Genomic DNA, 23,669 nt, shown 5'->3' with positions numbered 1-23,669 from the left:
ATTGCCCGTAAGTTATTTCACGGTCTTGGCCAGCTCGGCCAGCACTTCGATTCCGCGATCAATCGTCGCGTCGGGGGCCGCGTAGGAAATGCGGAAGTGCGTGTCACGGCGGCTGAAGATCTTGCCCGGGATAATCAGCAATTCTTTGGCAATGGCCGCGGCCACAAAATCGCTGGCCGTGCCGCGGGGTACGTGCGGGAAAGCATAGAACGCGCCGCCGGGTGTAGTCACTTCATAGCCCGCGTCGCGCAGCCCGCTGACAATCCGGTCGCGTTTCTTCCGATAGTTGGCGATGTGCGCCCTCATGTCCACGTCCAAGGCCGCGGCGCCAGCCCATTGAAACGGTTGTGGCGCGCAGACGAACGTGTACTGCTGCAAGCGCGTCATCGCCTGGATCACTTCATTCGGCCCGTGTGCGTAGCCCAACCGCCAGCCGGTCATGCCATAGGCCTTGCTGAAGCCGTCGATCACTAGCGTCTGGTCATTGAACTGGGCTGGCGAGACGAACGGCTGGTCATAGCAGAACAGCCGGTAGATTTCGTCGCTCACCAACGTCACGCCGCACTCTTCGGCCAACTGGGCCAATGCCCGGGTTTCCTCCCCCGTGGCCATCACACCGGTCGGGTTGGCCGGGCTGTTGAATAGAATCATCTTGGTGCGTGGCGTGATCGCGCGGCGGACGGCCTCGACGTCGATGCGGAAGTCGGGATAGGTGTCGATCAGCACCGGCACGCCGCCGGCTAGACGGACCAGCGACTCGTACATCACGAAGAACGGATCGAAGCAGATCACTTCGTCGCCGGGGTTCACCAAGGCCAGCGTGGCCAGCACCAGCCCGCCGCTGGTCCCGCTGGTGACGAACACCGAGCGATCGGCGTGCTTGAACTCGGCGTCAACCTGGGCCTGCAGCTTCTCGCGCAGCGCCGGCATCCCCTGGGTCAGCGCGTAGCCATTCTTCGACGACTCAATGGCGTCGATGGCGGCCCGGCGGGCTTCGATCGGCACGTCAAAGTCGGGCTGGCCGATCGACAAATTGATGGGGTTTTTCAGCTTGGCCGCCAGGTCGAACACCTTGCGGATGCCCGAACTGTCGAAGAATTGCATGCGATCGGCAAGTTGCATGACGGTCACCGTCTGGTGGGGCGGAAGAGCGTGCGAAAATCGGCGGCGAAAGCGTTCAACGATACCGAATCGCTCGTCAGGGGGGAAGCAGGCCAACCGGCCTAGAGCGTGACGGCTTTGACTGCCCGAGTCGTGCGGCGGCAGCCTACCGCACGCGGCAGCGGAAGGTGACGACGCCACCTTGGCCCGGTTCGAGCGGCTGTTCGAGTTCCCAGCGGAGTACCAGCGCGCCGGTCTCGTTGCGGCCCGTTTCAAAGTGGGCCGCAACGCTCGCTTGCGCGCTCTGGTCGATGTATTCGAGCCGCGGGCTCAGCCGATCGATGATGGCGATGTTGCCGATCGGTTGATCGCCGGTGTTCTCGAATCGTAGCGCGAAGTGTACTTCGTCGCCAGGGTTCGCTGTTTGCGTGCTGGCCACCTTGGTCAGGCACAGCTTCGGCGAGTGGCGCAGATCCTTGACCGTGTAAACGATCTGGGCCTTGGTGTTGTCGACCAGGGCCTCGGCCGCGGAGCGTTCGAGCATCACCTGCGGCGCGTCGATCGTGGCCCAGGCTTGTGCCGCGCGGTTGGCCTGGATCAGGATCGCCTCGTCGCCACCTTCGAGCTTGACGATGCCCATCAGGTGCCGCCCCTCAAACGGCAGCACCATCTCGTGCAATCCCAACAGCGGCAGGTCCGCCTGGGCAAAGCTCGTCAACTGACGCATCTCGTACGTCTCGGGCATCCGCGGGGCGAGCTGATTGACGGCCTTTTCGTTCTGCTTGTGATCGACCGGCACGCCCAGCATGTCGTACCGCGCGATCCGCGTCGGCATGGCGGCCCCCATCGCCAGATCGATCTGCTCGGACGACACCAGCCGCGCCACGCTGCGCACCGCGCCGAACCGCGGCGCGTAGATGCACACTCGGTTCGAGGGTTCGATCAGCGTCCGGCCGTCGAGCGACTCGTAAGCCGCCACCGTGTCGGTCGGGTTGATCCCAAGGATTTCGTATTCCTTGGTCACTTCGGCCGGCGGCGGCAGGTCGCCACCGTCACAGACATATTCCTCGGAGGGCCAAGGGCAGGCCAGCCCCGACGGCGTCCAGGGATTGTTGCACGCCACGTTGTACGGCGCGGGCACGCCCGATTCACAGCCGTGGCACGAACAGATCCCGCCGCCCGGCGCCATGACCGGCGGCGTGTGATGCCAGCGATTCCCGGTCAACTGCTGATCGAGCGCTCGGCGCTCGGCCAGCTTTTGCTGCATGACTCGTTGCTGGGTGGGCATTGCCGTGCATGCGCTCAACGCCAGGCCTGCCACCGCGAGCGCGCAGAGTTGCCAGCGGCGCATCCATGCGCTCGTGGTCTTCGTCCTGAAGAACAGGCTGGCACTAAGCATTAGGGAGCACGAAACAAAAGTCGTGTCGTCGGTGGGGTGGTGGACGTTGCCGATGAGGCAGGCTGACTCGTCGTCGTGGCAGGCTGTTGGACGGGTTGGGCTGGTGCCATCGGCCGAGGCAGATTGTCCGAAATCGTTGCGACGGGCCCGGCTGGCGAAGGTTGAATCGGCGCCTGGTGGGCTACCGGTGTCACGCCGCTGGGGTTCGCGGCCGGCTGGGCCAGGTCTAGCGGCTGGGTCGTCAGGCTGCCCCGATTGATCAGGATGAATGGCGGGCAGTTGTACAGGAACATCATGTCCGGCCCGGTGCGATCGTCGGGTAGCCGGCCGCCCAGCCGCAGGATCGCGACCGGCCGGCCCAGCTTGTCAGCTTCGAGCAACGGGTTCGCCCCGGGGCCGGCGTCGAACCAACTGGGATGATCCTTGTGCGTGGCCATCGGCAAAGCCGTGGTCGGATCCTCGACATAGATCACGCGGGTAATGAAGTGCCCGCTGATCGCCAGTTCCAGATCCTCGGCGGTCAGCTCGATCGGAATCGGAAACCGCTTCTCGGCGCCGATCGGCGCGTACAGGCGATCGATCACTTCGATCGTGGGAAAGACTTCTTGCCCGACGAAATCGGGAATGTTCGTGACGCGGAAACGATAGACGGCGCCAACCAGCAAGCCCACTTCCAAGGGGGCCGGGCGCGAGTCCATGAACGCCCCTTGCGAGGCAGGCGCGATTTGCACTCCCGCCTGTTCGGCCGTCACGGCCACCGGCTGAAAGTAACCGGCCACTGGCCCACCGCGATGCAACCGTCCTGTGCCCACGGCGCCCGGCGGCAACGCGGCCGACGAGTAGTGCAGTCCGTTGGCCGGGGTGCCGCCATGGTGGGTCGCGGCTGGGTTTTGCGCGTTTGCCGCGCAAGCCATTGCAACCAAGACAGCGGACAGCGACACGAGCAGCATGCCGCGATGCACGCGGCCCATCGCCGAACGGCAATGATTCGACTTCGGGTTGGTTCGACCAGGCGTCATCAACCAGTTCCGTCGTTACATCGAAGTCGCTGTGGGATGAAACTCAACCGCTGTCAAACAACATCGGCCAGCACGATCGTTGCGCTCGTGGCGCTCAATCGTGCTGGCCGCGTTGTGCCTGATGGTCTACGGGCAGTATTCCCCTTGCATGCCAGCCGGCAATGGACGGCCAGCGTGCGCCGGGCGAGCCATTTCCGAGATGTATGCGTGATTGGCCGGAGCCGGATAGCTCAGCGCCGGACCCTTCACGTGAATCTTCTGCTTGGTGGTCGGAGCCGGCATGTGGACCTTGGTGTGGTTCTTGATGACATGCTTCTGCAAGCCGGCCGGTCCGCCAAGCGGAATGTGCGGCGGCCCAGGCAGTCCAATCGGCGTGCCGGTGATCGGCATTCCGTATTGCGGCGCGGTGGCGCCAGCGACACCTGGCGGCAGCATGGCCATCGGCGCTCCATACGCCGCGTCGCCGACAAATTGATCACTGCCGGGAACTTCCAAGTCCTTGTTGCCGATGCGGATCACGGCCATGATCGCGCCGCGACGGTCGGCTTCGACAATCGGGTCGACGCCCGGATCGAGCCGTGTGCTGACCAGCGTCTCGACGCCGGCGATGGCAAGTTCCTGGAATTCGGGATCAGGCAAATAGATGACCTTGGTGACAAAGTTGCCTGACATCACCTGGTCGAAATCTTCTTCGGTCAGTTGGAACGGAATGGCGTTGTGCGCTAGGTATGCTTCGGTGCGTGCCACCACCGGCCCGACTTCGATCGTCGGGTAGAGTTCCACGCCGGCGCGACCCGGAATATTGGTCAGCTTCAGGCGATACAAAGCGCCTTGGGGAAAGTTGTAGCGCGCCGGGAGAATCAGCGGTTCGGAATCGAACCCGCCCGTGCCGGCGGCGTCCCAGCTAATCATCGCCCCTTCGGGCGAGACGAAGGCGACCTGCGAGGTCACGCCCACCGCGACCGGCGGCGTGGGGCCAATGGTCATCACGCCGGGGCCGGGGCCGCCGACGCCGGGGCCGGGATGTTCGAGCATGGTCGCTGGCGGCAAGCTGCCGTGCAGCGGCGTGCGGCAACCGGTGATCGCCGCGGCAATGAGAATCAAAGCCCAACTGTACTTCATCGCGGTTCCCCCTCCTGGTACATGCCCGACAGACGTCGAATGTCTGACCGGTTTTGTGCGTCGTAAATATTGCGCCGGCTCGCGCGGCAAATCTGGCTTGGCCTCGGTCAGCATTTCGTTGGCGGTTCGTGGTCAGGCCGTCACGTGCGCGGCATCACTGCGTCTGCGACGCGATTGCCGTGGACCCGTTGGCCCGGGCTCCCTACAATGCCGCCCCTTTGTCCAAAGGGGACCGGCCGCAGGTCTAGCCTTCCGAAAAGTATGGTCGGCGCGTGATAAGACGAATCTTTGGTAAATCCGCTAAAACCGTGCGATGAGGCATAGCTTTCCCATCTTCGCGGCCCTCGCCTTGTCGCTCGTTGCGCCGTCGTCCGCGCTGACAGCACCCCCTGCTGTCGCGGCTTCCGCTAGCAAGCCAGACAAGTCGACACCCGCGGCGCCGGTCTCGGGCGAGGCGTTGCTGCGCCAGGCCATCGACCGGATCGATCGCACCAACGGAGTCTCGGCCAAGGTGCGCCAGCAAGCCGAGCTGATGGACCAGCGGATGATCGGCAGCGGCATTTATCTGCAAGGCCCCGCCGGTAGCCAATTGATGCGATTCGAGCTGCGCGCCAGCGTCGGCTCGCAGGACGCCAGCTTGCAACAAGTTTGCGACGGCGAGTTCCTGTGGACGTTGCGCCGCACCGACGCGACGCCGCTGTTGCGCCGTGTCGACGTCCGTGAAGTTCGCAAGCAGTTCGACGCCGGGGCGGGGCAGGGGGGGCGCGCAGCGCCGACGTTAGGGCTGGGCGGCCTGCCGCAACTGCTCCGGGCGCTCAACGAGTCCTTTCAATTCACGCACGTCTCGCCGACGCAACTCGCGGGCGTGCCCATGTGGGCGGTGCAGGGGACTTGGAAGCAGGCTGCGGCGGCTCAGTTGGCGCCTGATCAGAAAGACAAAATCCTCGGAGGCGCGCCGGTCGATTGGCGCCGTGTCGAAGATCATCTGCCCGACACCGCGATTGTGTTGTTGGGACGCGACGACTTGTTCCCTTATCACCTCGAGTACCGCCGCGTGGCCGGAGTGCCGGCGCCGCGCGAAGGGGGGCCGCCGGGGCGCGTGCTGATGATGATCCAGTGGTACGAAGTCCGCACCGACCTGGCACTCGATCGCGAGTTGTTCCGTTATCAACCCGGAGACGTGCCGGTCACCGAGTACACGGCGCAGTATTTGGAAGCGAAGCGGCGGTGAGCCGCATTTCCTGGCTACGTGATGGACCGACGCAGCGCCGCGGGCGACAAACACCCCTCCCTTCCAGGGAGGGGCAGGGGGGAGGGTAAAGGCGCTACTGGCCGAGTCACATTGCGCCGGGCAATTCATCCTTTGGCGCCAAGTCATTTGGAGATGCGACACGTTTACCCTCACCAGCTTCGCTGCGCTCGCGACCTCTCCTTGAGAGGGAGAGGTGTTGCGGCCTTGGCCGCAAAGAGGGCTTGATTGCGCGTCGCCGGGATCGCGCGCCTCAAAACACCTTGCGCGTGTCAATCAGCAGTGTCACCGGGCCGTCGTTCACTAGCGACACCTGCATCATCGCCCGAAACTTGCCGGTCGCGACCTCGACTGCTCGGGAGCGCAGTTGCGTCACCACTTGCTCGTACAACCGCTCGGCCAGTTCCGGCGGCGCGGCGGCGGTATAGCTCGGCCGGCGTCCACCGCGACAATCGCCCAGCAACGTGAATTGGCTGACCACGAGCATCGCTCCCCCCACGTCGGCCAGCGCTAGGTTCATCTTGCCGGCGCTGTCTTCAAAGATCCGCAGGCCGCTCAGCTTGTCGACCATGGCCGCGACATCGACTTCGGTGTCGTCCGTGGCCACGCCCAGTAACACGAGCAAACCACGCCCGATCGCACCGACGGTCTGGCCATCGACCGTCACCGCCGCTTCGCTCACCCGTTGCACCACTGCCCGCATGTTGACGTTCCTCATTGAAAGAAGAGAATTCGACCACGACGGCACGACGGACACGACGTCGGCAGGAAACGCGGTCGTGGGAACAAGCGGGAACGGACACGAGACCGCAGCGCTTGGTCATTGGACATTGGGACTTGGTGATTGTCCTCGTCATTCGTCATTTCCAACGTCGTGTCCGTCGTGTCATCGTGGTCGATTTATGTCCGCCATCAACGCAACCCGGGGCATTTCACGCCTTGAGAAACCGGCGACCGCGTGCGACACTAATCGATTCGCAATTGATTTGCAATTAGCTCTGGGAGCCGCGATGTCCCTGCCGGCGATTTTGACGATTTACGCCTTCCTGGTCGTGCTCGCCTCGCTCGTGGGCGGATTGGCGCCGGTCTGGCTCCGCTTGGGCCACACGCGGATGCAAATGGCGCTCAGCCTGGTCGGCGGCGCCATGCTGGCCGTGGCGCTGCTGCACCTGATGCCGCACGCCTATTACCAGCTTGAGTCCATGCCCCAGACCAGCGGCTGGGTGCTGGCTGGCTTCCTGGCGATGTTCCTCATCGAGCGGGTCTTCCACTTTCACCATCACGGCGCGACCGAGGACGACGCGCACGATCACCACGATTGTCAGCACGCCGAGCACCCGCACGACATTGAACATGCGTCAAACAATCTGCGCTGGCCGGCGGTGCTGGCCGGCTTGTCATTGCACAGCGTGCTCGATGGCATCGCGCTGGCCGCCGCGGTCTTTGCCGACGAGCAAGGTCCGCTGGGGCTGGCCGGCTTGTCGATTTTTCTGATCGTGCTTATGCACAAGCCATTCGATTCGCTGGCCCTGGGGACGCTCTTGGCGTCGCAGCGCACGCCGCCGGCGAAGCTGCACGTCATCAACTTGCTCTACGCCCTCACAGTCCCGGTAGGAGCGATCTTGTTCGCCTTCGGCATCGAAGGGCGAACGGCCAACGAAGCGCAAGCCCTGGGCATTGCCCTGGCCTTCGCGGCGGGCATGTTCTTGTGCATCGCCACCAGCGACTTGTTGCCCGAGCTACAGTTCCACACCCACGACCGGTTCAAGCTGACGCTGGCGCTGCTGGTGGGAATTGCGATGGCCGCCGGCCTGGTCATGCTCGAAGAGACGTATCACGACCACAGCCACGGCCACGAGCATCATCAACACGACGACCACGGACACAGCCACGATCACGGTCACAAGCACTGAAATGTGACTTCCCCTTTAGCCTCCGGTCAATGACCGGGGGCGTGCGATGACGCGTAAAGAGAACGATCGCAAGCTCTACAAGCGTTGCAAAGAAGCTTCCCCGCAGACCAAGCGAGAGAGGTTTTAATGCGTATGAGCGGTGGGAAACGCAAGGCCCCCGGTCATTGACCGGGGGCTAATGAGGTAATTGCGACGTCTTAGGCTACGACGTCTGTTACAGCTTCTCGGCCGTGGGCTGATCGAGCCCGCGAGCCACGCGGACCTGCTGCACTTCGTCGACCACGGCGGTGATGATCGCCTGGTTCGTCAGGATGTTGCGGCGTTGAACAACGTAGCAATAGCCCATCAGCAGCACGCCAAAGCAAACGGCCAGCAGGTGGAGCGTGCCCCAACTAATTCCCTCGGGTGGGGCCAGCCGCACCGACGCCATCGGGTCGGCAATGCCCCCCAGTGTGGCGATCCCCAAGATGGTTAACATGCTCACCAGGCTGGCCGGAAACGTCTGCCGCTTGAGCCGGGTGCTGCGGTCGCTAAAGTCGTCCGCAAGCCGGTAAGTGTCGCACACCTCTTTGATCCACCGGCTGGTGCCGATGAAGTAGGTCACCACGATGCTGTTGACCAGCAGAATGATCACACCGCCGCCGATGCCGGCCAACCGGTGAATCGACATGAAGCGGAACGCGGTCTGGTCGTCGGGGTCGTGAATGTTCCCCGTCAACAAACACGCGCCGGTCACGGTCGAGATGGTCAGGAAAATGCCCGCCGTCACGGCAAGCACGCTGGCGATGCGATTCATGGACGTTTAACCCAAGCGAACAAGGAAGCGTTCAGTGTATAGTGAGAGGGCGCGCCGCGATAGGCGGCGGCTTTGGTGTCGTGTGGCCGCGAAAGTTAACTCCATGGAACTGCCGCGCTTAGCTTGGACCATCGGCGATCCCGCCGGCGTGGGGCCCGAGGTGCTCGTCGGCGCGTGGGCGAATCCGCTCATTCACCAGTGGTGCCGCCCGCTGGTGGCGGGGCATCCCGAGATGTTGCGCCGCGCGGCTCGACTGCTCAAAAGTCCCGTGCAAATCGTCGAGGTGGCAAGCGCGGCCGACGCGCGACCATCGATCGACGTCATGCCTTGCCTGCCATGTGGCAGCGACGATGTGCTCGGCGTCGCGCCATGTACGATCGACGCGCGCAGCGGCCAGGCCGCCTACGATGCCGTCGTCCGGGCCACGCAACTGGCGCTGGCCAACGAGATCGACGGGCTCGTCACCGCGCCGCTGCACAAGGCGGCACTCTGGAGGGCAGGGCACCACTACCCGGGGCACACCGAGTTGCTGGCCGAGCTGTGCGGAGTACAGCAGTTCGCCATGATGCTCTATCTGGGGCCCGACGAAACGATCCGCGGGCCGGCCGGGTTGGGCGTAGTGCATGTGACGCTACACATGGCCTTGGGCGAGGTGTGGAACCATCTGACCACGCCGGCGATTATCGAAAAGATTGAACTGGCCGATCAGGTGATGCGAGCCATGAACGCGCCGCGGCCGCGCGTCGGCGTCTGTGCTTTGAACCCTCACGCTGGCGAGCAGGGGCTGTTTGGCGACGAGGAGCCGCGACTGATCGCGCCGGCCGTAGCGGCGGCCCGCGAGCGGGGAATCGACGCCTCGGGGCCGCACCCGACCGACACGTTGATGGTTCGCGCCCGCGACGGCGAGTTCGACGCCGTGGTGGCGATGTATCACGACCAGGGACACATCGCGCTCAAGCTATTAGGCATGCACCGGGCGGTGAACGTCACGCTCGGGCTGCCGATCGTGCGGACCAGCGTGGCCCACGGCACGGCGTTCGATCTGGCCTGGCAGGGGCGCGCCGAGACGAGCAGCATGATCGAAGCCACGCGCGTGGCGGCGAACCTGGCACGCCAGCGCATGGAACGCCGCGGCTGAAGTCTTACACCTCTCCCTTTAAGGGAGAGGTCGATGAGCGGAGCGAATCGGGTGAGGGTAAACGGGTTGCCGGCCGATGAACTTGGCGCAAAGGGAATTGAATCTTTGCGCAATGTCGAGTGACCGCGAACGTATTTACCCTCCCCCTGACCCCTCCCTGAAAGGGAGGGGTGTTCGCGAGCGAACGCTACGTCGTCACCTTTGCGTCCTCGCTACTTCATCCACCCTTCGAGCAGCCGCGTGGCCACCTCGTGCAGTTGCTCGGTCTGGCCCCCCGAGTTGTCCCACACCGGGTCGTAGAACACGACCAGTGTCGAGACGATCAGCAACAAGTACGCCACGCAGTTCGCCCAGCGGCAGTCGCTCCAGAACTTGATCGCGGTGCCGAACGAACTTTTCAGGCGCATGTGCCGGAAGTCGATGCTCCAGATCTCGTCCAGCAGCAAGTGCGAGAAGAAGCCGACTCCGATCGCGCCGGCCTTGTAATAGCGCAAGTTCAGATCGCCCGACGAGCAGATCAGGAACGCCGCCTCGGCAAAGATGAACATCACCGGGAAGCTGTGAAAGATGCCGCGATGCACCGTCAGGTGCTTGAGCATGTTGTAGAGGACAAAGCGAATGAACAGGTAAATAGCTGCCCCGGCCAGAATGATCGACTCGTGCGTCCAACCCAGGTGCTTGAACCGGTCGGCCATGGCCATCGGCACCGCGGCCGCCGCGAAGCAGATGCTCTCGTGCATCGGCTTGCCCGGCCCGCTGTCCAAGTCCGGCAACATGCCTGACACGCTGCACAGCGTGGTGGCCAACGCGCAGGTCGAGGCGGGCACATCGTACAACAGGCCCGCCGCGCCGTAACCCACGCCCAAGATCGTGCTCGCCGTGATATGAACTTTGAAGCCAGGCATCGCAACGCATCCCTGCTAGCGAGGTGGGGAAAGGATGAGAGTCCGCGCGGCGAGACTCTAGCCGGGGAGTGCTGGCCGGCCAAGAGCAGGTTGCCGCTCGATGCAGTGCTAGCGGCACAATTGATGGATGGCCCAGCCGCTCGCCGGCTGGGTTGCGCCAGCAACAAGAAGAACCTGCACAATACGGGTACGTCTCGCATTTTTCCCGTCGCTATCGCGACCACGGCCGGCAAGCAGCCGGGCCACCCGCTGCATTGAACCGAACAAGTGTCCAACGTGGCACGCCGCAGGCTGCTCCAATCTATCTTCGAGCCGCCGCGGGTTCTCGATATATTCAGAACCGGCGGCCCAACGGGTCCGGCCGCCGAGCAACTGGTAAGCTACGATTCCCCTATGCAACCGTATGACGTCCTCATGCTTGTGGTCCTGGTGGGCACGGCCGTACATGGCGCGTGGAAGGGGCTGGCGTGGCAAATCGCGTCGCTGGCCGCGCTGCTGGCCAGCGGCTATGTCGCCCTGCAGTTCAGCGACCCGTTGGCGCCGTATCTGAGTTCCAGCACGCCTTGGAACAAGTTTCTGGCGATGTTGCTGTTGTACCTGGCCACGTCGCTGACGATTTGGATGCTGTTCCGCGCCGTCAAAAGCGCGATCGATCGGGTGCAGATGGGCAGTTTCGATCGTCAACTCGGCGGCATCTTTGGCGTGGCCAAGGGGCTGCTCTATTGCACGGTGATCACGTTCTTCGTCGTCACCCTGTGGGGAACCGGCCGCGAGTACGTGCTGCAATCGCGCTCGGGCTACTACCTTTCGGTTGGGCTGCACCGCGCGACGCCCATTCTGCCCAAGGAAGTTCGCGACTACCTGGGCGAGTACATCGACCAGTTGAATCGCGGTCTCGACCCGCGCCGGCCCGGCCCCGGCGGTACCGGCTTGCGGATTTAAATGGAATGGCTCTCTCTTTAGCCCCCGGTCAATGACCGGGGGCCGGCGATGGTGCGCGTGTGGCGCGCACGCCTTTGGCGTTGCGGCTAAACGGACGTTGCTTGAATCTTCTTTGTGAACCAGCGCTTGGCCGACTTGACGATGCCATTGCGTTGCATGTTGCAGCGTGGGCACTGGAACGGCTGGGAGTAATCGGTCGAATGGCTGGTGCGCGTGCCAAAGAGAATCATGCCGGAACCCTGGGGTGGTGACGGTGAATCGTGCGACGAGACGGCTGAACCAAAATGATGAGGTTTGGGGCGTTATAAACTCCCCTGCCTCGGGTCACAAACTTTTTTCGCGGCGCTCGGTTGGTACCCTTTGTAGATGGAGTGTTGGCGGCTTCTGCACGCTCGCGCTCGGTGACACGTTCTGGAACACCTCCCGTCGCGTTCCTTTCCATCATTAAAAACCGACAAGCTCGCGCAGCCGGCAAGTCCGGCGACAGATTGCGGAGCAGGGGGCTGAAGTCGGGCAGGGGGGATTCACCCCAGCGCGGGCTGCCGGGCGGTGCCTAGGTTCGGGCTCTACCCCGGTGTCAGGCCCCTGCCTGCGCGGCAATTTTTGGGGACACGCGACCGGTTGGTTTTGGGCTGGGGCGACGCGAGGTTATTTGCGCGCCGCCACCCTGGTTCGGCGCGAACCGAGCGCGGGTTTGGGCCGCCGGCGCGGCTGCGTTTTATGGGCTGAATTCCGTTCGGAAACAAGGCACGCAGGGTAGATATTCGTCGCCCCGAGCGGCGGCAGGCGAAATGCGTGAAACGGCCGGAAAACGAGGTATTCCACCAAACATAAGAAACACAAGCTGCCAAAGGACTTGCAGCAAATGAACGCAACTCCGAATGGAATTTCGCGCTTGTGCAAAAAGAACGCGATGGCTAGAAGCGTTATTAGTCATTGGTTTTCGCAAGAAACCGATGGTCAGAGGCACGGAAGTTTTTAACGCAAACTTTCGCGAACTCGATTGACTCACCTGGTTCGCAGCCGGGTGAGTTTTTTTATTGGCTGACGTTGGCCCGCGTTGTATAAGAAACGCGGAATCAATCCAATAGCAGTTTTATCGGCCAGCTTTCGACAACTCTGGACAAAACATGAACGGCATTTACGGATTGGCGTTTCTGTTGATCCTGGTCGCCATGGGCATGGGATTGCTGGACGAGAAGCTAAAACGCAAGCTGCGCAAGAAGAGGCGATTCGAAGCCTGGGACGATCGGAAAGAATACCATCGAGTCAGTCGCCCCAGCCCTCGTCAGGTTCTTGGAAAGAAGAACGCATCGCGGCCATCTTATCCCGCCAAGACGGAGCAGCCTGATTCTGACTGGGACCGGCCGCCGGTGCAGCACTGATCGGGTCTGGCTGCAAGTTTTCGCGGAAGCCCTGCGCCGTGGCCGTCGCCCACGGCCAAACTATCGCACGCATCCAATCCCATTGCCGCTTGACGAGCAGGAACGCCAGAGCGAGCAAAACAACAGCGGCAACGACAGGCCCGAGTTGATTGCCCGCGTAGTCGTCGAGGGTCTGCACCCAGTCGAACATGAGGACGTTGGGGATCACGCCAGTCCAACCAGAGCCAGAGCCAGAACCAGACCCATCATCTGGTGCCGGATCATCAGGAGGCGGATCGTCAGGCGGCGGATCGTCAGGCGGTGGGCCAGGGTCGAAAGATAGAACAGAAATCGCCCCGATGAATTGAACATCAGTCGAGCCACCGAAACCGTCATCGGCAGGATAAGTGAGAGTGCCCGCGCTGATGTAAAGCGGGGTCGCGTTGGAAGCAGAATTGGTAAAAGTAATAGTCCCATCACTTCCCATCGCGTCAATGATGGAACGATTGCCCGTCCAGCCATCAGAGGCTGGGACATCATTAACGCTGAAATTGTTTGAATTGACCTGCCAGAATCCGCCGTTGATCAACCCCTGCGAACAATCAAACGCGATCACCTCGACTGACTGCGACCAGACCGCCTGTGCCGGCACAGCAACAAACGCGATAATCAGAAGCAAACGAACGGTTTTCACACTGATCTCCTTCCCGAGGCACGCGCCGCTGTTATTTTTATCGACATTTTCAACCGATCCTTCGCGATTCACGCATCAGTTTTCGCAAGTCGATGCCCATGCGTCGGGCTTCTTTCAAGGCTGAAACCAAACAGCGTTCGGACAGCTTACGATCGAGCTCGAAACTCGCACGAGCTCGGGAGATCAACTCAAAGTCGTCCAGCCCCTGCAAATCAGTTTGAGAAAGGCCATCGCCTGGCAAAGAGAGGCTTGCAACCAGTCCCGCAGTTCGCCAGGCAAGACGCAGGCCCCGAAAACGTCGCTCGACATGATTTCTAAGAAGACGAAGCCGCTGACGCAGCCAAAGAGACTGAAAACCACCGCCAGCGGCACTGTGAGAAGCCCGACAATCCAGCCCGTTAAGTATGGCCAAAGTCTCATGGAAAAACTCCACATCCATTTGAAGGTTGTAACCGGGAAAACTCGCGTCCTTGCGTTTTTTCGTCATGCTGCTTTTCTGTGTTGGTGTTTCCAATCATCCCAATCGCGCTGGCTGATGTTTGGTTCGGGCTCTAAACGACGCCAGCCAACGACTCGTTCCAAAAGTTGGACCTGTGCTACCGAGACTCGGCATGAAAGCCGGTCGGGATCGACGGCGATGTACGTTGCGACCTCATCCCAAGACATGTTGATCGAACAACTGAACGTGTAGTTGCCGGACTCGTCCTGAAAAATCACGTTGCACTTCGAGGTGCAGGCCGCGATTCGTTCACGCGGCGTTCGACGCCGACGCGAAGAGGCTGGATCGTTAAACGAATCGCTTCCGGAGGGCATCCCGCCAGGCCCCGGATCGTCGGGGCCTGGTTCTTCTTCCTGGTTTTCCTCGACGAAGAAACCGCGACTCGTCGTGTAGCGATGAATCTGCCCCTCGTAATCGAGCACCCAATTCGGGAATCCGTGCTCGGGGAACTTGATGAGGTATTTGGTGAGATAATTGACCAGATGATGATGGTCCTGGAATGGTTTCCGACTGTAACGGACCATCCCGAAGCCTGGTCGGTTGGCTTCTTTCGGAGGCAGTCCCTGAGGCCGGTTTGCCTGCCAGAGGTCATCCAGAACTGTTTTTGGAATGTAGCGGGCATCGAGCATCAGATGCCAATGCGGCATCTCGGTGTCCTTCTGCCACTCCAAAACGCAAAAGTAGTCTCTCGCCTGTAAATAGCCGCGATGGTGGAGCTCATTGACGAGCCACCAGATGCAACGGTGCTTGCGAACGTAATCAAAAGCGTCCTGGGGGGACGAAAAGTTTTTGGGATCGACGGTCAAAGTGACCATGTATGGACTGTGAAAGCGATCGGCTCGACGATCGAGTTTCATTCGCAAACGCCAGCCCATGCGAGTGCCGCAGGTCTCGCAAAAATGGCAGTTGCAGCAACAAGCTGAAACGATGTACCGGTTGGCTTCTTGCTGCTCGTCGGTGTTTTCGCACTCAGTCACGTGCCCCTCCGAGTTCATCCACGACAACTTCAACCGAATCACGCAGCCAGCCAATGTGCTCGCTCAACTCTTCGTCCCCGCTCTCCGCAGCACACAAGGCACAGTCATCAAGCTCGCTGACCACGGCTGACAAGAAATCCGCGACAACGCCAATCCGTTTTCGCACTGGCCCCGTGACAGGCTCGAACATCCTCAGTTGGCCCGGCAAATCACGTTTCTTTCGCATCGCAAACTCCCGTAAACAATCTTCTGCTCTTCCTTCAAGTAAACACTCACGCCGCTTTGACACCAAACAGGCCACCTGTGACGCCGATCCCGGCCAGGTAGTGCCGCGTCAATTGCGGCTTCTCAGCCGCTCGCACGAGCACCCAGCCAATGGCGTTGCCGCACGCTTCCTGAGGCACGAAGCAGCACAACATGGCGTGCAGAGCCTTAGGGACGTGGAGGCTGAGGCGACCGATCGGGAAGCCCGCACCGTTCATGGTCCAAGCGTTGTCCTTGCAGGCTTGGAGCAGCTTCTGCAACTCGGACAAGCCGCACTCCATCCAGGCGGCGAACGCTCGGCCAGCGAGCTCCTCAGGGGTCATGCCGTACTCGGCAGCAAGGAGCTCAAGAGTTTCGGCAGCAGCCGAGTACAGAAACGCATGGACCAACCGACAATCGGACATGATTGAAAACTCCGTTTTTCATTGACTCACTCGACGCGGACTATGGAAGCTCCAAAGCCTGTTACGCACCGAGTTTTTTTCCTTGGAAGGGAGGGGTGTACCCCGTGTTTAGTGGGCTTGCGCCCCGTGTTGTTGCACCGCTGTCGCGTCCATCGTTCACACCAGATCGGCGAGCTCGATCATGGCCAGCCAGAACGCCCACTGTGCCGCTCCGCCGCGTTCCTCGCTCGCTGCCGGGCGCTCGCTCGTCACGCCGCTCCGCTCAGACCGCGATGCGAAGCACCGTGTTGGCCAGCACCGTCATGCGGCGCTGGATGTGATGCTCGACCATCGCGGAGATGGCCGGGGTCAGCACGTCAAGAACGTCCGACAGGGCCAGGGACACCACGTCGCCGGTCGTGCAGCCGCAGTCATCGGCCAGGCCCTGACACGACAACCAGGCCTGGTCAGTCAATCGAACGGTGACCAAGGAGCGCCCGGAACAATCTTGCAGACGCTCCGAACCGGGCCGGTCAATCTGGACTGCCGCCACCAATTCCAACTGTTTCATCATGGGACTCCAAAGAGGGAAGAAGAACGGGGCCACCCACGCGGGCAGCTCGACACCAGACTTGCAAAATCGCATCACTGTCGTTGACGCTCTGGCCGAGTCGCCACCAACCTTGCTTGTCGTGCCGCTCATCGTGCCGACGCAAGGAGCCAACCAGATAGATGCCGCCTGATCGAATCACGGCCTCGCCGTCGTAGGACTCCCGCTGAATAACCGGAATATTGTTGATGTACTCTTGCAGTGACGAGTTCTCAAAATGAACGCTGATCTTGCCTGTTTCGGGTCCGACCTCGCGAACCTTGAGACGCAGCGTCAAACCAAGCTGCTGGTAGTTCACGCTGTTAACCAGGTTGTTCGAGGCGCCTTGTGCGATGTAAGTCTGGGTCGGCACCGGAACACGCTGGCCACGAATGAACTCTGCCTCTGAACCGTCGACAAGAAGCAGCAACGGTTCCGCGAGCATCGACACGCCGAGGCGGTCTCGGCTCGCCTTAAGCAGAGCGTCGAAACCGCCCCTCAACGAGGTCGTCGCACCAGGCAGGGCGAGGTTGTTCGACGCCGAGTTAAAAGCAACCGAAACATCCAGGCTCGGAGTGAACGCCATGCCCAGGTCATCGACAACAGCATCCGACGCGCTAAGGACATGCAGTTGACAGACCCACGTCGCCGCTTCGACCTGTTCCAGTCGATCGAGCATCGCCGAGACTCTTTCGAGCACGTCGGCACGTTCGCCCACGATCGTAAGCCCGTCGCCGAACACCTCGCATTTGCCCGAAGCGGAAACGAGAACAGAGACCGCCGAACGGATGCCAGCAGCATCCAAACGGCGAACACGCCGAACAAGCACGCTGCGGTCTTCGGGTTTGAACTGGCCCAGATACCACGTGCCGCCAACGCGATGGACAACCACACCAGATCGACGGGCGAGAAGCGAAAAAACATCTTCGACTCCAAGATCGACAACATCGAGCGTCACTGGTTTTCCCTCGATCGACTCTTCGCACACGGCTGCAATCTCCGTCCTACTTGCGATCAACCGGAGCACCTGCCCCAGGGCCAGATTGTTGCACGACAGGCTTAGCCGCGGTCCACTTGGTCTCGCCGGAACGCTGGTCGCCGCCAACGTCGCGAGCTCCTGGTAACGCTTCTGGAACTCCGGAATCTGTTCCGCGACCTGGGGTCTTGCGCTCCTGCAACTGCACAGGCAGGAAACCGAGCACGCGACCATCATCGAGAAAAACCAGTTTATTCGGCCAATCGATCCTGTTGGCCCGCCGCCCCTTGAGCACGCCATCGCGAATCACCTCATCGAGTCTGTAAACAGAGCCGTCGGCCAGGCCGAAGGCGTCCGGAAAAAGAATCCGCAACTGCGAAGCACGATGAGCAACAGCCTCAAGCTCGGCGATCCGAGACCGCAGCTTGGCGAGCTCGGCGGTTGAGGCACGCACCGCATTTAACTGCTCTTGTGAAATCGAATCACCCATCGCCAACTTAACTCCGGCGGGAGGTTGCCCAACTGAACCAGGCTGAGCAACCTTCCCGCCGCCTGCGATGGTCTTTTGTTGTGCCTCAAGCTTCATCGCCTGGTTGACGTGCAGCATCACTTTCTGAAAGGCCCAGACACCGCCGCCGCCAACTGTCGCCCAAAGAACAGCCGAGGCAAAGATCAGCTTCGGAGCAAGCTGAAAGAAGTTTTTCCGGATGAACCACCAAACAACGCCGAGCTTGGAACGACGCTGGAACTCGTGCAGTTCCGGCTCCGCCCCGGAAGCATCGCCCGAAACTGGGGCGGAATACGAATCGTACATCTCGAAAAATTCGGGACTCAACCAATAAGGATGGGCATGGTTGAGCGTCTTCTTGCCGCCCACATCGCGCCACTCAAGCTGCGCCCCACCGGCCAGGTAGTTGCCAAAAACCACTGCCCGCAATTCGTACCAATCGCGAAGCGAAATCTTGAAAAAGGGATCACGTCGATCTTCGCCACTGATAATCTCGAGCGTCAGGGCACAATGCTGCTTGACGCAGCGGGCCATTTTGTCCTCGTGCTGGGTCAAGAATTCAATCGAGGCACCGCGATGCCGAATCTCGCCCAACCAGTCTTGCCACCTCTTGAGGTGGTCCGAGGACATTTTTTCGCCGCAGAAATTATGAGCCTCGTCAATCGCGATGTGGGCGCCTTCAAGAGACACGTTCGCGAAATAATCCCAAGGCCCCGATTGACCAGCAGCCCACGAATCTAAGGCCCCCTGGTCGATGAGCTTCATGCGTTGAAAGAACGTGGACGCTTCTTGACCGGTTCTCTTCGCAACGTAATCGGCAATGACCTGTTTTTTGATCGGAAAGTTGGACCAGTGAGTGCCGGTTGCGTTGGGCAAAAACTCTTTTGAAAGGAAGAGGGCCGCACGACGGAACGTCTTGCCCGCTCCGGGCAAGCCGACGGTCTTAATGATGGTTGGGCCACGCGCCATGCCTAGACACCACTCACAGTCGGAATCCAGGCCTTGATCCAGCGGACAATCACGATCGACATTTTGAGCACCACCAGGCCGAGAATGACGCAGAGAATCTCGTAGAGCGGGATGAAGTTATTGGCAATGTCCAACCAGTCGAGCACGCGAGTCAGAGCGTCGAGCACCGATTCCGACCCCGTGCCCGATCCATAACCAGCGTCATAATCGAACCAGCAAGGAAGCTTGATCGGGCCACCAAAGATAAACGTCATTCCTTGCCCAAGAGTCGTCGTCCAGCCATCCAAGAGTGCAGCAACGGTGGCAAGAAACGCATTGTTGACCGCGTTGAAAAAAAGTTGAAACATGCTCATTCTCCAAAAAACGCCTTGGGCACGACCACGGCGCAGCAAATCAATCCTGCCGCAAGAAGAATCTGTCTGATGCGATCCCGCATGGTGTTCAACATGGTTCCAACTCCGTTCATGTTGTCCCAATCGCCCGTCGTAAACGTGAGGACGAGGTCTTCACCCCCGGGAAAGAACTGGCAGGGGATGCGAACTTCGTAAGAGGCGGGCGAGCTCGTGCGCCCATCAACGACACCGTGAATCGCCGTCGCCCAACTCATCAGATTCGCTTGAGAATCAATGTCAAGCATCGAATCCATCGTGCGAGCGGATGCGGCACTAAAAAGCTGAGCAAGGCCAAGAGGCCCCGTATCAGCCGGTGGCACATAGCCGGGATCAATGGAAACAGTCTGCGTGCCGGAGAACGTGACGGCTAGCGGCTCAAGTGGGACGATCGTAACAACATTATCAACGAAAACCGGCGTATCGCCAGTTTGACCGAGACTCGCCAAGCACATCAACAAGGTGAACATGTATCAACTCAAAGAATGTGGCGCTGATTCTTACCGAGCACGAACAAACGCCAAGTGAACATTCCGCACAAAACCGCGATCGACCAGGCTCCGGCACGGACGCAAAATGAGATCGTGTTCATCGCGTCCATCAGCGTCGAAAACTGATCGTCAGTCATCAAGCACCAAACAAAAGAGAGGGGGCAGGGCGGAGGCGGCCGCCCTGCCCCAGAGCCACGAGTGGCGAAGCCTAGTGGGCGAGCTTCTTGAGCCAGCCCCAACCGTAGCGAACGACAAGGAAGCCGAAACCAATCACGGCCGCAGCACTGACCACGGCACCGAGGGCCGACCCAAACGCAGTCAACATGGACGACAAATCCACGTACGAAGGAATGGTGACTCCACCACTCTGGGCGAAGCAGGCGACCGGAGCGGCACTCATGGCCAGGGTCAAGGCGACCAACAACGCGGCGTGACCGGCGATGGAGCCACCACGCACCGCACGACAAATCCGACGAAGCAATTCCATTTGCAATCCTCCTACCAAGAAACAAACCAAGCCAGGCACTCCCGGACAGCGGCGGTCGCTGGCCAAAAAAGGAAATACCCGGAGAGAACGAAAAAAAATCCGAAGGCCCAGCCGCCCACGAAGAAGTCAGAGATCGAAGCGAAGCCGTCCATTAGGAAATTCCTCCGGGGAAGAATTCAGAGGGAAAGAATTCGGGAGGAAAGAATTCGGGAGGAAAGAATTCGGGGGGAAAGAATTCGGAAGAAGAGAATTCGAGGGGAAAGAATTCCGGGGGAAAGGAATTCAGAAAAAGGAATTCAGAGACTCGCGAAAAGACTCCGGAGAGCGTGACCTCTCCCAGGATGCTAACCAGCCGCCCACTTGCGGGGAGTCCGACGAGGCCGCACGGCCGCAGCCCCGGAACTAAGCTGCCCGGGCCTGTTGGACCTGGGCTGGCTTCGCTTCCAGCAGCCGAAGCCGATAGCCCTTCGCAGTGAGGACCAGACCGCACTTGACAAGCACGTACTGGCCCTCTTGCAGGCCGGCAGCAATCGCTTGCCCCGGATCGTCTTTGCCAATGAACAGCTTGTCGGTCTCCCCGATCCCGGCCAGGTCGAGGTTGCGAGAGCCAGCAAACTCGCCGCCATGCTGAACCTGGTTCCGCATCACCTTCAGAGGTTCGCTGTACTGAACGAGTCGATCCATCTTGTTGCACTCCGTTGCAGGTGAAATGCTGCTTGAAAATCCGCCCAAAATTTGGTCGCGAAACGCACGCGACCGGGCAGAGCAGCAGGAAAAGTGAAAGGGCCAAAAGACCCGTTTTTCCCGAGGAAAACGCCGGTTTTCGGCGATTGGCCGAACCGAACATAAGAAACATTATCGGACGTTCTTCTGAAGGCTGAAATCGTGTGAGTCGGCTCATGACGCCCCGCTCTGCTGCGGTTCCCATCCAGGCGTTTGCAGGCGTCGATTTGAGTCCCAGGTCGATGGTCCCAGTCCGCGGGCGTCTGAGAGCGTCTGGCGAGGTCGCCATTCGGAACCGAGGCCGGTCGCCGACGCCGAAGCAGGGCCCGGCCCGAGAAGTTTTCGGTTCTCCAACCACCCGCCGGCGCGCCAAAACGGCCGGCCGGCGTGGGATCCAAAAATCGTGATTTCGGCAGGGGGGCTACACCGGGTTTGGGGCCACAGGCGGCCGAGGGGTGAAACCCGCTGGCGCTCCCCTGCTCCATCGTGGAACGATTATGCGACTCATTCAACACTCGCCCCTTGTAGAAGAGGGTGGCGAGCGCAGCTCGCCGGGTAGCGCTCAGGCTGGTGCGACTTGACGATTGTGACGAGACCCTCATCCGGCCTGTCGGCCACCTTCTCCCGGTGGGAGAAGGGCTAGCGCTAGCTCGGTGAGGTGGTAGCCGCGCTCTCGCTTCGCAATGCGGCGCGATATTCGCATCAACCGATCGTGCGGGAATCGCTTATGTCGCCGCGGGCGTTTCGAGGAACTTGCCCATGCGGCGGAACTTTTCGTAGCGCCCGCCGACCAGTTGCTCGGCCGACTGCGCGACCAGATCGCGCAAGTGACGCAGCAAGTACATCTTCAGCCGGGCCGCCATCTGGTGATGGTCCCGGTGAGCGCCACCGAGCGGCTCTTCGATGATGTCGTCGATCACGCCCAACTGCAGCAGATCGCGCGACGTGAACTTCAACGCCTTGGCCGCCTCGGGGGCGTGCTTGGCGCTCTTCCACAAGATGCCGGCGCACCCTTCAGGGCTGATCACCGAGTAGTAAGCGAACTCGAGCATGGCCACGCGATCGCCGACGCCGATGCCCAACGCCCCGCCTGAGCCCCCTTCTCCGATCACCACACAGATGATCGGCGTCCCCAGCCGGGACATCTCGAACATGTTGTTGGCGATCATCTGCGACTGGCCGCGCTCTTCGGCGCCGACGCCTGGGTAAGCGCCCGGCGTGTCGATGAAGCAGATCACCGGCACCTGGTACTTGGCCGCCAGCTTCATCTTGCCGAGCGCTTTGCGATAGCCCTCGGGATGGGCGCAACCAAAGTAGCAGGCGTTCCGCTCCTTGAGCGTCTTGCCTTTGAAGTGGCCGACGACCATCACCTTGTACTCGTCCAGCTTGGCAAAGCCGGTCCGAATGGCCTGGTCGTCGCCATAGGCCTTGTCGCCGTGCAGTTCGAAGAAGTCGTCGAAGATCAGATCGATGTAATCGGTCGTCATCGGCCGGTCAGGATGCCGCGCGACCTGCACGACTTCCCAGGCCTGAAGATTGCCATAGACCTTCTTGCGCAGCTCGGCCACCTCGCGGCGGAGCTTGCGGATTTCGTCCTCGGCGTCGGCCTTGCGGTCGGGAGCGGCTTCGAGCTTGTTGAGCCGGAGTTCAAGCTCGTAGATCGGACGCTCGAACACCAGACGTTGATTAGCGACGGACATGGGGAAGTTGCTGGTTGCTAGAGGCTAGTTGCTAGTGAGGACAAGACGTGACTGGCATTTACTAGCAACTAGGAACTAGCAACTAGCAACTTTTCCGATCACGCGCCCATTCTCTCTAGCGATACCGCCCGCGGTCAATACGTCACCGAGACCAGGAATAGCCCCCCGGCCGGCGCGCGGATGCCCGCTTCGCGCCGCGAACGCCCTGCCAGCACCTCGGCGGCCCACTCGACCGGCTTGCGATGGCGGCCAATTTGGACCAGCGTGCCGACCATGGTGCGGACCATGTTGTACAAAAAGCCGTCGGCCTCGATCTCGAACTCGACCGTGTTTACGTCCGCCTCGCTGCGGCGCACGAACAAGTCGTTCACCGTGCGAACCGTCGACAATCGCTGCGAGCCAGTGGCCTGGAACGCCGAGAAGTCATGCGTGCCGGCCCAGGCCTGAGCCGCCTGGTCCATGAGGGCCACGTCAAGCTGCTGGGGAATGTGCCAAGAATACTGCCGGCGAAAGATGTCGGACGAGCGGCCATCCTGCAGCACATAGCGATAGCGCTTGCGCCGCGCTTCGCGAATGGCGTGGAAACTCAGCTCGACCTGCTCGGACTGGTGAACGACGATGTCCTCGGGCAGTTCCGAATTGAGCGCCATCAGCAGCTTGTCGGCGTCGAGCGTGGTGTTCGAGACGAAGCTGATCACTTGCCCGATCGCGTGGACGCCCGAGTCGGTGCGGCCGCTGGCGGTCACGCGAATGCGCTCGCTGGTCACCTTGGCCAGCGCCGCCTCGAAGGCCGCCTGGATCGACGGGCCGTTGATCTGGTACTGCCAGCCACAGTAATTGGTGCCGTCGTAGGCGATGGTCAGCTTGAACGCGCGGCCCGAAAGGGGAATGCGGCGCGGCGAGCGATTGGCCGCGTTCGGGACGTCGTGAGTTGGGGCCTCGTGCTCAACGCTCATCGGCCGGTTTCCATTGACACAACGACAAGAAGCATCGTCCGCGGCGCGAATTGCCAGGACGGGCCGCTTTCGGTGCCCTCTTGTTGCTGCGCAACCCCGTCAACGCTCATCGGCCG

At 61.1% G+C, this 23,669-nt stretch carries 26 protein-coding genes; 4 read left to right on the top strand and 22 right to left on the bottom strand.

Features of this window, described 5'->3' with window-relative positions; translation table 11 throughout:
- Positions 1–12: 12 nt before the first annotated feature.
- From JSS27_18970 to JSS27_18955, 4 genes are all read right to left on the bottom strand, one after another.
- Positions 13–1,122: an aminotransferase class I/II-fold pyridoxal phosphate-dependent enzyme gene (locus JSS27_18970; protein ID MBS0211032.1), complete on the bottom strand. Its 1,110-nt coding sequence runs from the start codon at positions 1,120–1,122 to the stop codon at positions 13–15.
- A gap of 145 nt (positions 1,123–1,267) precedes the next feature.
- Positions 1,268–2,452: a DUF11 domain-containing protein gene (locus tag JSS27_18965; protein ID MBS0211031.1), complete on the bottom strand. Its 1,185-nt coding sequence runs from the start codon at positions 2,450–2,452 to the stop codon at positions 1,268–1,270.
- A gap of 47 nt (positions 2,453–2,499) precedes the next feature.
- Positions 2,500–3,519 (bottom strand): hypothetical protein, encoded by a 1,020-nt coding sequence (locus JSS27_18960; GenBank protein ID MBS0211030.1) that lies wholly within the window; start codon positions 3,517–3,519, stop codon positions 2,500–2,502.
- A gap of 126 nt (positions 3,520–3,645) precedes the next feature.
- A complete protein-coding gene (locus tag JSS27_18955) occupies positions 3,646–4,641 on the bottom strand; it encodes a hypothetical protein (GenBank protein MBS0211029.1) in 996 nt (331 codons plus the stop codon).
- A gap of 313 nt (positions 4,642–4,954) precedes the next feature.
- On the opposite strand from JSS27_18955, the gene JSS27_18950 reads away from it, so the two are divergent.
- Entirely contained in the window at positions 4,955–5,872 is a 918-nt protein-coding gene (locus JSS27_18950) for a hypothetical protein (protein ID MBS0211028.1), read from the top strand.
- A 271-nt stretch (positions 5,873–6,143) separates the two neighbouring features.
- On the opposite strand, the gene JSS27_18945 is transcribed toward JSS27_18950, so the two are convergent.
- Complete coding sequence (locus JSS27_18945) at positions 6,144–6,593, bottom strand: D-tyrosyl-tRNA(Tyr) deacylase (protein MBS0211027.1); 450 nt, start codon at positions 6,591–6,593, stop codon at positions 6,144–6,146.
- A gap of 307 nt (positions 6,594–6,900) precedes the next feature.
- On the opposite strand from JSS27_18945, the gene JSS27_18940 reads away from it, so the two are divergent.
- Complete coding sequence (locus tag JSS27_18940; GenBank protein ID MBS0211026.1) at positions 6,901–7,803, top strand: ZIP family metal transporter; 903 nt, start codon at positions 6,901–6,903, stop codon at positions 7,801–7,803.
- Positions 7,804–8,017: 214 nt separating this feature from the next.
- Here JSS27_18940 and JSS27_18935 read toward each other — a convergent pair whose 3' ends face one another.
- Entirely contained in the window at positions 8,018–8,599 is a 582-nt protein-coding gene (locus tag JSS27_18935) for a hypothetical protein (GenBank protein MBS0211025.1), read from the bottom strand.
- Between the two features lie 103 nt (positions 8,600–8,702).
- Here JSS27_18935 and pdxA point away from each other — a divergent pair, with 103 nt between their 5' ends.
- Positions 8,703–9,737 (top strand): 4-hydroxythreonine-4-phosphate dehydrogenase PdxA, encoded by a 1,035-nt coding sequence (gene pdxA / locus JSS27_18930; protein ID MBS0211024.1) that lies wholly within the window; start codon positions 8,703–8,705, stop codon positions 9,735–9,737.
- 212 nt (positions 9,738–9,949) lie between these two features.
- Here pdxA and JSS27_18925 read toward each other — a convergent pair whose 3' ends face one another.
- Positions 9,950–10,642: a metal-dependent hydrolase gene (locus tag JSS27_18925; protein MBS0211023.1), complete on the bottom strand. Its 693-nt coding sequence runs from the start codon at positions 10,640–10,642 to the stop codon at positions 9,950–9,952.
- Positions 10,643–11,056: 414 nt separating this feature from the next.
- On the opposite strand from JSS27_18925, the gene JSS27_18920 reads away from it, so the two are divergent.
- Complete coding sequence (locus JSS27_18920; GenBank protein ID MBS0211022.1) at positions 11,057–11,584, top strand: CvpA family protein; 528 nt, start codon at positions 11,057–11,059, stop codon at positions 11,582–11,584.
- 86 nt (positions 11,585–11,670) lie between these two features.
- Here the strand turns inward: JSS27_18920 and JSS27_18915 are convergent, their stop codons facing one another.
- From JSS27_18915 to truA, 15 genes are all read right to left on the bottom strand, one after another.
- Positions 11,671–11,814, bottom strand: a complete 144-nt coding sequence (locus tag JSS27_18915; protein MBS0211021.1) for a hypothetical protein — start codon at positions 11,812–11,814, stop codon at positions 11,671–11,673.
- A 1,039-nt stretch (positions 11,815–12,853) separates the two neighbouring features.
- Positions 12,854–13,714: a hypothetical protein gene (locus JSS27_18910; GenBank protein ID MBS0211020.1), complete on the bottom strand. Its 861-nt coding sequence runs from the start codon at positions 13,712–13,714 to the stop codon at positions 12,854–12,856.
- A complete protein-coding gene (locus JSS27_18905; protein MBS0211019.1) occupies positions 13,692–14,129 on the bottom strand; it encodes a hypothetical protein in 438 nt (145 codons plus the stop codon). Before JSS27_18905 ends, JSS27_18910 begins: the two co-directional genes overlap by 23 nt.
- On the bottom strand, positions 14,126–15,118 hold the full coding sequence (locus JSS27_18900) for a hypothetical protein (GenBank protein MBS0211018.1): 993 nt from the start codon (positions 15,116–15,118) through the stop codon (positions 14,126–14,128). The genes JSS27_18905 and JSS27_18900 overlap by 4 nt, the downstream gene beginning before the upstream one ends.
- A complete protein-coding gene (locus tag JSS27_18895; GenBank protein ID MBS0211017.1) occupies positions 15,111–15,344 on the bottom strand; it encodes a hypothetical protein in 234 nt (77 codons plus the stop codon). The genes JSS27_18900 and JSS27_18895 overlap by 8 nt, the downstream gene beginning before the upstream one ends.
- A gap of 46 nt (positions 15,345–15,390) precedes the next feature.
- Positions 15,391–15,786, bottom strand: coding sequence for a hypothetical protein (locus JSS27_18890; protein MBS0211016.1), 396 nt, complete (start codon positions 15,784–15,786; stop codon positions 15,391–15,393).
- A 262-nt stretch (positions 15,787–16,048) separates the two neighbouring features.
- Positions 16,049–16,336, bottom strand: coding sequence for a hypothetical protein (locus tag JSS27_18885; GenBank protein MBS0211015.1), 288 nt, complete (start codon positions 16,334–16,336; stop codon positions 16,049–16,051).
- Positions 16,299–17,342 carry a hypothetical protein gene (locus JSS27_18880; GenBank protein ID MBS0211014.1) on the bottom strand — a complete coding sequence of 348 codons (1,044 nt, stop codon included), beginning with the start codon at positions 17,340–17,342 and terminating at the stop codon, positions 16,299–16,301. The genes JSS27_18885 and JSS27_18880 overlap by 38 nt, the downstream gene beginning before the upstream one ends.
- Before the next feature lie 16 nt (positions 17,343–17,358).
- On the bottom strand, positions 17,359–18,807 hold the full coding sequence (locus JSS27_18875) for a hypothetical protein (protein ID MBS0211013.1): 1,449 nt from the start codon (positions 18,805–18,807) through the stop codon (positions 17,359–17,361).
- Positions 18,808–18,809: 2 nt separating this feature from the next.
- Positions 18,810–19,160 carry a hypothetical protein gene (locus tag JSS27_18870; protein ID MBS0211012.1) on the bottom strand — a complete coding sequence of 117 codons (351 nt, stop codon included), beginning with the start codon at positions 19,158–19,160 and terminating at the stop codon, positions 18,810–18,812.
- Entirely contained in the window at positions 19,157–19,666 is a 510-nt protein-coding gene (locus JSS27_18865) for a hypothetical protein (GenBank protein ID MBS0211011.1), read from the bottom strand. Before JSS27_18865 ends, JSS27_18870 begins: the two co-directional genes overlap by 4 nt.
- A 229-nt stretch (positions 19,667–19,895) precedes the next feature.
- Entirely contained in the window at positions 19,896–20,174 is a 279-nt protein-coding gene (locus JSS27_18860) for a hypothetical protein (protein ID MBS0211010.1), read from the bottom strand.
- 402 nt (positions 20,175–20,576) lie between these two features.
- Positions 20,577–20,858 (bottom strand): hypothetical protein, encoded by a 282-nt coding sequence (locus tag JSS27_18855; protein ID MBS0211009.1) that lies wholly within the window; start codon positions 20,856–20,858, stop codon positions 20,577–20,579.
- A gap of 764 nt (positions 20,859–21,622) precedes the next feature.
- Positions 21,623–22,597 (bottom strand): acetyl-CoA carboxylase carboxyltransferase subunit alpha, encoded by a 975-nt coding sequence (locus JSS27_18850; GenBank protein MBS0211008.1) that lies wholly within the window; start codon positions 22,595–22,597, stop codon positions 21,623–21,625.
- Positions 22,598–22,731: 134 nt separating this feature from the next.
- Positions 22,732–23,553 (bottom strand): tRNA pseudouridine(38-40) synthase TruA, encoded by an 822-nt coding sequence (gene truA / locus JSS27_18845; protein ID MBS0211007.1) that lies wholly within the window; start codon positions 23,551–23,553, stop codon positions 22,732–22,734.
- Positions 23,554–23,669 lie beyond the last annotated feature (116 nt).

It is taken from the genome of Planctomycetota bacterium (assembly GCA_018242585.1).
In the GTDB taxonomy this organism is placed as follows: Bacteria; Planctomycetota; Planctomycetia; order Pirellulales; family PNKZ01; genus JAFEBQ01.
This window is presented reverse-complemented; position numbering and strand designations above follow the sequence as displayed.